Genomic DNA, 5238 nt, shown 5'->3' with positions numbered 1-5238 from the left:
GCAGCAACTCGCCGAGCTGCGGGCCGTGGCCGATCCGCTGCGCGACGGCCTGCTGTTCGGCACCGCCCGCCCGCTGGAAGACGCGGTGCACGACGTCCTCGTGGCGGCAGGCGCCGCAGTGACCCGCCTCGACGACGTGTACGGCACCGAGTCGGCGGACCTGCTGGCCGAGTACGGCGACCGCCGAATCCTGGTCGAGGTGAAGTCGGCGAACAACCGGCCACCGCACAGCCTGCCCGACAAACTGCTCAAGCACCTGAACACCTGGCCCGGTCTGGCCGGGACCGAGCCTGTTGACGGCGGCGTCCTGGTGGTCAACCACCAGATCAAGCTCCCACCCGCGCAGCGGGACGCCGAGGTCTACACCGACCGCGCGTTCGCCGACGCGCTGACCATGCCGGTGATCGGCAGCGCCCGTCTGCTCGACTGGTGGCGCCGCGAAGACTGGGATGCCGTGCGACACGCCATCTTCGGCGACACCGGCGTCGCGCAGCCTCCCGAGATCACCGTGCCGGATACCGATCCGAAGGCGTCCGGGCGGCCCAGCCTGCTCTCGCGCCTGCGCCGGTAGCCAGCGCCAAGGACGCGCTACAGGTGCAGGCGGTGGGTGCCGCCCATGCGCGAGGTATGCAGCGGTCCGGCGGGCCCGGCCAAGCGCCGGAGCTAAACTGGCGCGGATCCAATCATGGAATCCCGAGCAGCGCGGGGACGTCGTCACAGGCCAGCCACTCGCAGATCGCGTTCGGGATCCAGACCGAGCCGGCCCGCTCGCCTCTGGTCTGCGCTCACCGGGTACTCGCTGCTGACGCTCACGCTTTCAGCATCACCGCACGCGACTGCGAACGCCCGGACCAACACCGCCCGGTGCTTCGGGGACCAGGCCGTAGTTCGGATCAACGGCCGGATCAGGAGCACGCACTCATGGGCGCCGTAGCGACAGGCCCTCGTCGGGCAGGCCGTCCGCGGGATTCAGACCCCGCGGGCGGCGTCCGCCCGCTGGAGAGTTTGGTTCAGGTGCCACAGCGTCACGGCAGGGAGGAGTCCGCCGAGCCGGTCGGCGGCCCTCAAGTGAGCAACGCCGGACATCAATTCGGCCTTGGCGCGGGAGGCGGTCTCCTCGTGAAAGGTTCCTGCAGCCTCTTCCAAGAGGTCGGCCAGCTCGGCGACGCCTGGATCGTCCGGCACTACACCGCCCCACCGAGCCGCGGCGCCGCTGAGCTTGATGATGACGCGGCCTCGTGCTCCGGCCAGGCGCAATGAGAGATCTTCATTGATCACATGCGACATCCTCTCCTATGCCTGGCTGCGGAGCAGGAGTTCGGCAGAGGGTGCACCACCTGGCGGGCAGAGGACGGTTCGCCGCAGGTGTCTCAGAGGGCCGGGCCGGGCCGCGCCGCTGGCAGCGTTTACAGTTGTGGCCGCTCTTCGGGCCCGGTCGCGATGCCAGCCTTGTTCGACTCCGCCAGGGCCCGCTGAAGCAGGGCATACACCTTGCTTCTCTGGGGCTGGGCGGTGATGCATGCCGCGCTCGCGTCGGCACCACAGGCAGCACCCGCGTAAGCCTCCAGATACCGCGCTGACGTCGCTACCCTGCCCGCCGCGTCCCAACCGTCCAGGAAGGCGGTGAGGTTCCGGCGCGCCGCTCTTCCTCCTGGACAGACTGGCCGGCGAGAACGCCGCAGTCGGCATACGGAGCGGCAGTGAGGCCCAGACGCTGGAGACCCTCTGTCAGTGGTGCCTGATATCTGCTGTCCTGTCAGATACGCCGCAAGCATGCCGGATCGCCAGGAGACGCGATTCATGCCTTTCACCGCGCTGCACCCTGAACTGGGCCGCCTCGACTCAACCCTCCCCGGCCTCGGACACGGCCTGGAATGGGGCCGGATCCACAAGGCCCGTCCCCGCGTCCCGCTCACCTGCCCGGACTGTTCCTGGGGCCTGCACCCGAAGGTCTCCCGGTACGGGGTCCGGTACTTCTGCCACGACCCGGAACGGCCCAAGTCGTGTGAACTGCTGAACGAATCGTGGGAGCACCACATGCTCAAGTTGGAGATGGCGGGTGCGATCCGGGCGGCCGGGTGGTTCGCGGCGCTGGAGGTGCCGGCCGAGGACGGGTCGTGGCGGGCGGACGTCATGGCCTCGTCTGCGGACGGGAGTCGGCGCATGGCCTGGGAGGCGCAGCTGTCGCAGATCACGGTGGACGACATTGCTGATCGCACCGATCGGTACGCCGAAGAGGGGATTCGGGTGTGCTGGGTGCATCCGGGCGCGCGGCCGCCACGGTGGATCAGTGCGGTGCCGGCCGTTCGTGTCCGGGCTCCGAAGGAACGGGGGCAGCCGTGGGTGGTGGACGACGGGCTCGCCGGGTTCGTCTACCGGAGCGGGCGGTGGGAGTTTCGGGAGGAGACGCTGGAGCGGTTCGTGCGCTGGGCGCTGGAGGGGCAGCTCGTTCCTGCCGAGGTGCTGTGCCGGTACCGGCGGGTGTACCGGGTTGTCGAGGGTGAGCGGCGTCGGTTCAAGCGGGATCTGTGGTGGACCTCGAAGCGGTCGGTCGCCGATCAGGACAGGCATGAGGCGATGCGGCAGAGGCAGGAAGCCGCGCGGGCGGAGCGGGAGGCCCGCCAGCAGGAGCAGGAGGAGGCCGCGGAACGGCGCCGGAAGGAACTGGAGGAGAAGGAGCGGGTACGGAAGGCCGAGGAGGACGAACGTCGGCGGCTGCAGCGGGAGGAGGCGCACCGCGTCTTCATGGAACAGATGCAGCAGCGGTGGGCGGAGGAGGAAGCGCGCCGGGAACAGGAGCGGGTGGAACGCGAGGCACGTCTCGCCCGTGAGCAGGCCGAGCGTGAGGAGCAAGAGCGCCAGGACCTGGAGACCGCGCGGGCGTGGTGGGGCCGGCTGTCGCCGCAGCAGCAGACCGAGCTGTTCGCCGCCGTCGCCGAGCACGCCTGGCGGACGTCGAACCTGCGGGTGGAGATCCCGGAGAAGCCGATGATGTGGTCGCAGTACGCCCGCGGCGTCCCGGTCCACGTGGCCGACAAGCGGCGGACGTTGTACGGGATCGTGCGGCCCTGCCCCGGCCTGGCCGCTGCCTGCCTCAAGCTCGCGGAAGAGCTGGTCCTGGCCCGCAGCCCCCAGGAGGCGCGCGAGCTCGCCGACGTCCTCCCCCAGAGCCGGATCGTCCACCTCGACCTGCCCGAACACGAACAGCTCACCATGTGCTGAGACACCCGCCGGGGCCGGGGCCAGGGGCGCCGCCCTCCTATCTCCACCGGAAGCAACCGTCCAGCCAACGGTTCAGCCCCTGCCCGCCGCGTCCCAGCCGCCCAGGAAGGCGGCCAGGGCGCGGCGTTGTTCTCCCTCGCGGTCGATGTACGGGTCGACGGCGGCGAGGACCAGGCGTTGGAGTTCGGCTGGTTCCAGGGCCTCAAGCTCCCACTGCACGGGGTGGGTGGGGTCGAGGCCGTGGCGGTCGGCGAAGGTCGGCCATCTCGGGTCGCCGTGCTTGCCCTGGGCCGAGGGCAGCTCGTGCTCGATGGTCTGCTCGCGGGTCAGGAGCACCCGGCGGACCTCGTCCTAGCAGTCTTCGGTGCGCCGGGCCCAGTCCCGTTCGATGTCCGCGCCGCTCGCGTCGAAGTCGCCGACGTTTCTCCGGGGCGCCGCGCGCGTGCGGTTCGAGTTCACGCAGCTCAGGGGCGGTCGGGACGACCTTAGTGGGTGCAACAGTTGTGGTGTACGAAGGTTGGGGCGATTGACTCAGTCGGTGATCGTTCGTCGTGGAGGGACCGCTTCACTTTGGGCTGGCAATGACGGCAGCGGGGTGCGGCTCTTCTAATCAGTGCCCAGCTCGTCCAGCCGGAGTGCGCCATCGTGGGACCCGGTAGCGAGTACCGCGGTGCCGTCGGGGCGGAGGGCCGCCGCGGCGGCGCCTCCGGGATGGGGCGGTGCAAGTTGCTCGCCGGTGAGTGCGTTCCACTGGTGCACGGTCTCGTCCTCAGATGCCACGATCACACGGGGTGCGCCGGGGACCGGAACGACAGCGGTTGTGTGCGGGAACAGCTTGCCCATACGCAGGGGCGGGCCGATCGGTTCGCCTGTGGCTGCGTTCCACCGGTGGATTCCCTGAACTTCGTCGCGTGCCAGGAGGAGGACCCGTCCGTCCGGTAGCTGGCAGGAGGCGAGGTTGAAGGCGCGACCGTCAGGGCTGACCGTCAGCGGCTCGCCGACGGGTTTGCCGGTCTCTGCGTGCCATCGGCGCACGGTGCCGTCCTCGCCGCCGGTGACCACCAGTGGTGTGCCGTCTGGCAAGGTGAGGCTCGTGACGGTGAGGGCATACCCGCTGTGGCATTTCCAGGAGGACCCTTCCGGTTCGCCGGTGGCTGCGTCCCAGCGGTGGAGATGGCCGTCGATGCCGGCCCCCACGAACAGGAGCCGTCCGCTCGCGGACGGCGCAGTGGTGACGTGCCAGATAGTGGTGCTCTCGTTCCGGCCCAGGAACTGCCCGGTGTGCGCGTCCCAGCGGTGCAGCCCGTCCGGGTCGGACGTCGCCAGAATCAGCCGGCCGTCCGGCAGCGGCGCGAGGGCACCGTTGTGCACGAGCAGACATTCGTCTGCCTCGAAGTCGACGACACGGAGACCGGAGACCGTATCCCAGCAGCGCAATTCACCGTCGCCCTCATGACCCGCCGTGAACAACAGCTCCCGCCCATCGTCCGGAAACCACCAGGCCAGGGGATGAGCGTAAGAGCGGTGGGCGTTGGCAATGCGGCGCATCTGGTCTCCTGGGCAAGGCAATGCCTGGATGGCAGTAGATGGTCGGGAGAGTGCCGATCGAGTCGATCGTATCTTCGAATATGCAGCGGCTCCTCAGGCAACCCGCTGGGCCGCGCTGCCTGAGAAGCCGAGTGCTGGATCATTCGTGGGCGCGGTTGAGCTGCGCCATCAACTCCCGGTTGGCGGCTCGGGCGGCTGCGAGATCGTCGTCACGGAGCTGCACCGTCTTCGCCGGATGGGCGGCCTGGCGGCGGCGTTCGCCGGACTGCCCCTTCTCCCGCAGGATCCGGTACATCGTGGAGACCGAGCAGTGGTAGCGCCCGGCATCCAGCTCGCGGGCCCAGATCTGCGCGGGAGGCAGCTCGGCGTACTCGCCTGAGTTCATCAGCTCCAGGACTGCCGCCCGCGACGAGGCCCGCGACGTCCTGCGCGAGGCGTGGCGGATCGGCGTCGAGCACCAGGTGCAGC

At 69.7% G+C, this 5238-nt stretch carries 4 protein-coding genes and 2 pseudogenes; 2 read left to right on the top strand and 4 right to left on the bottom strand.

Translation table 11 applies throughout. The features are described from left to right. Nucleotides 1–571: pseudogene (locus ACWCQ6_RS35680) on the top strand (hypothetical protein); the annotation flags it as partial. Nucleotides 572–969: 398 nt separating this feature from the next. On the opposite strand, the gene ACWCQ6_RS35675 reads toward ACWCQ6_RS35680, so the two are convergent. After that, nucleotides 970–1287: a hypothetical protein gene (locus tag ACWCQ6_RS35675; RefSeq protein ID WP_451096450.1), complete on the bottom strand. Its 318-nt coding sequence runs from the start codon at nt 1285–1287 to the stop codon at nt 970–972. A gap of 513 nt (nt 1288–1800) precedes the next feature. Between ACWCQ6_RS35675 and ACWCQ6_RS35670 the strand changes: the two genes are divergently transcribed. Next, complete coding sequence (locus ACWCQ6_RS35670) at nt 1801–3222, top strand: competence protein CoiA family protein (protein ID WP_451096448.1); 1422 nt, start codon at nt 1801–1803, stop codon at nt 3220–3222. Between the two features lie 72 nt (nt 3223–3294). Here ACWCQ6_RS35670 and ACWCQ6_RS35665 read toward each other — a convergent pair whose 3' ends face one another. From ACWCQ6_RS35665 to ACWCQ6_RS35655, 3 genes and pseudogenes are all read right to left on the bottom strand, one after another. Next, nucleotides 3295–3558: a hypothetical protein gene (locus ACWCQ6_RS35665; RefSeq protein WP_451096446.1), complete on the bottom strand. Its 264-nt coding sequence runs from the start codon at nt 3556–3558 to the stop codon at nt 3295–3297. A 270-nt stretch (nt 3559–3828) separates the two neighbouring features. Next, on the bottom strand, nt 3829–4770 hold the full coding sequence (locus ACWCQ6_RS35660) for a WD40 repeat domain-containing protein (protein ID WP_451096444.1): 942 nt from the start codon (nt 4768–4770) through the stop codon (nt 3829–3831). A 139-nt stretch (nt 4771–4909) separates the two neighbouring features. After that, nucleotides 4910–5238 (bottom strand): annotated as a pseudogene (locus ACWCQ6_RS35655) (hypothetical protein); the annotation flags it as partial.

Source organism: Streptomyces sp. NPDC001880 (assembly GCF_053594575.1).
Note: the sequence above shows the minus strand (reverse complement) of the source record. Positions and strands in the feature narration are given on the sequence as shown.

What these genes read in the sequence shown, in the direction of transcription:
- ACWCQ6_RS35675 (WP_451096450.1), bottom strand. Translation starts at nt 1,287, where the DNA reads ATGTCGCATGTGATCAATGAAGATCTCTCATTGCGCCTGGCCGGAGCA.
- ACWCQ6_RS35670 (WP_451096448.1), top strand. Translation starts at nt 1,801, where the DNA reads ATGCCTTTCACCGCGCTGCACCCTGAACTGGGCCGCCTCGACTCAACC.
- ACWCQ6_RS35660 (WP_451096444.1), bottom strand. Translation starts at nt 4,770, where the DNA reads ATGCGCCGCATTGCCAACGCCCACCGCTCTTACGCTCATCCCCTGGCC.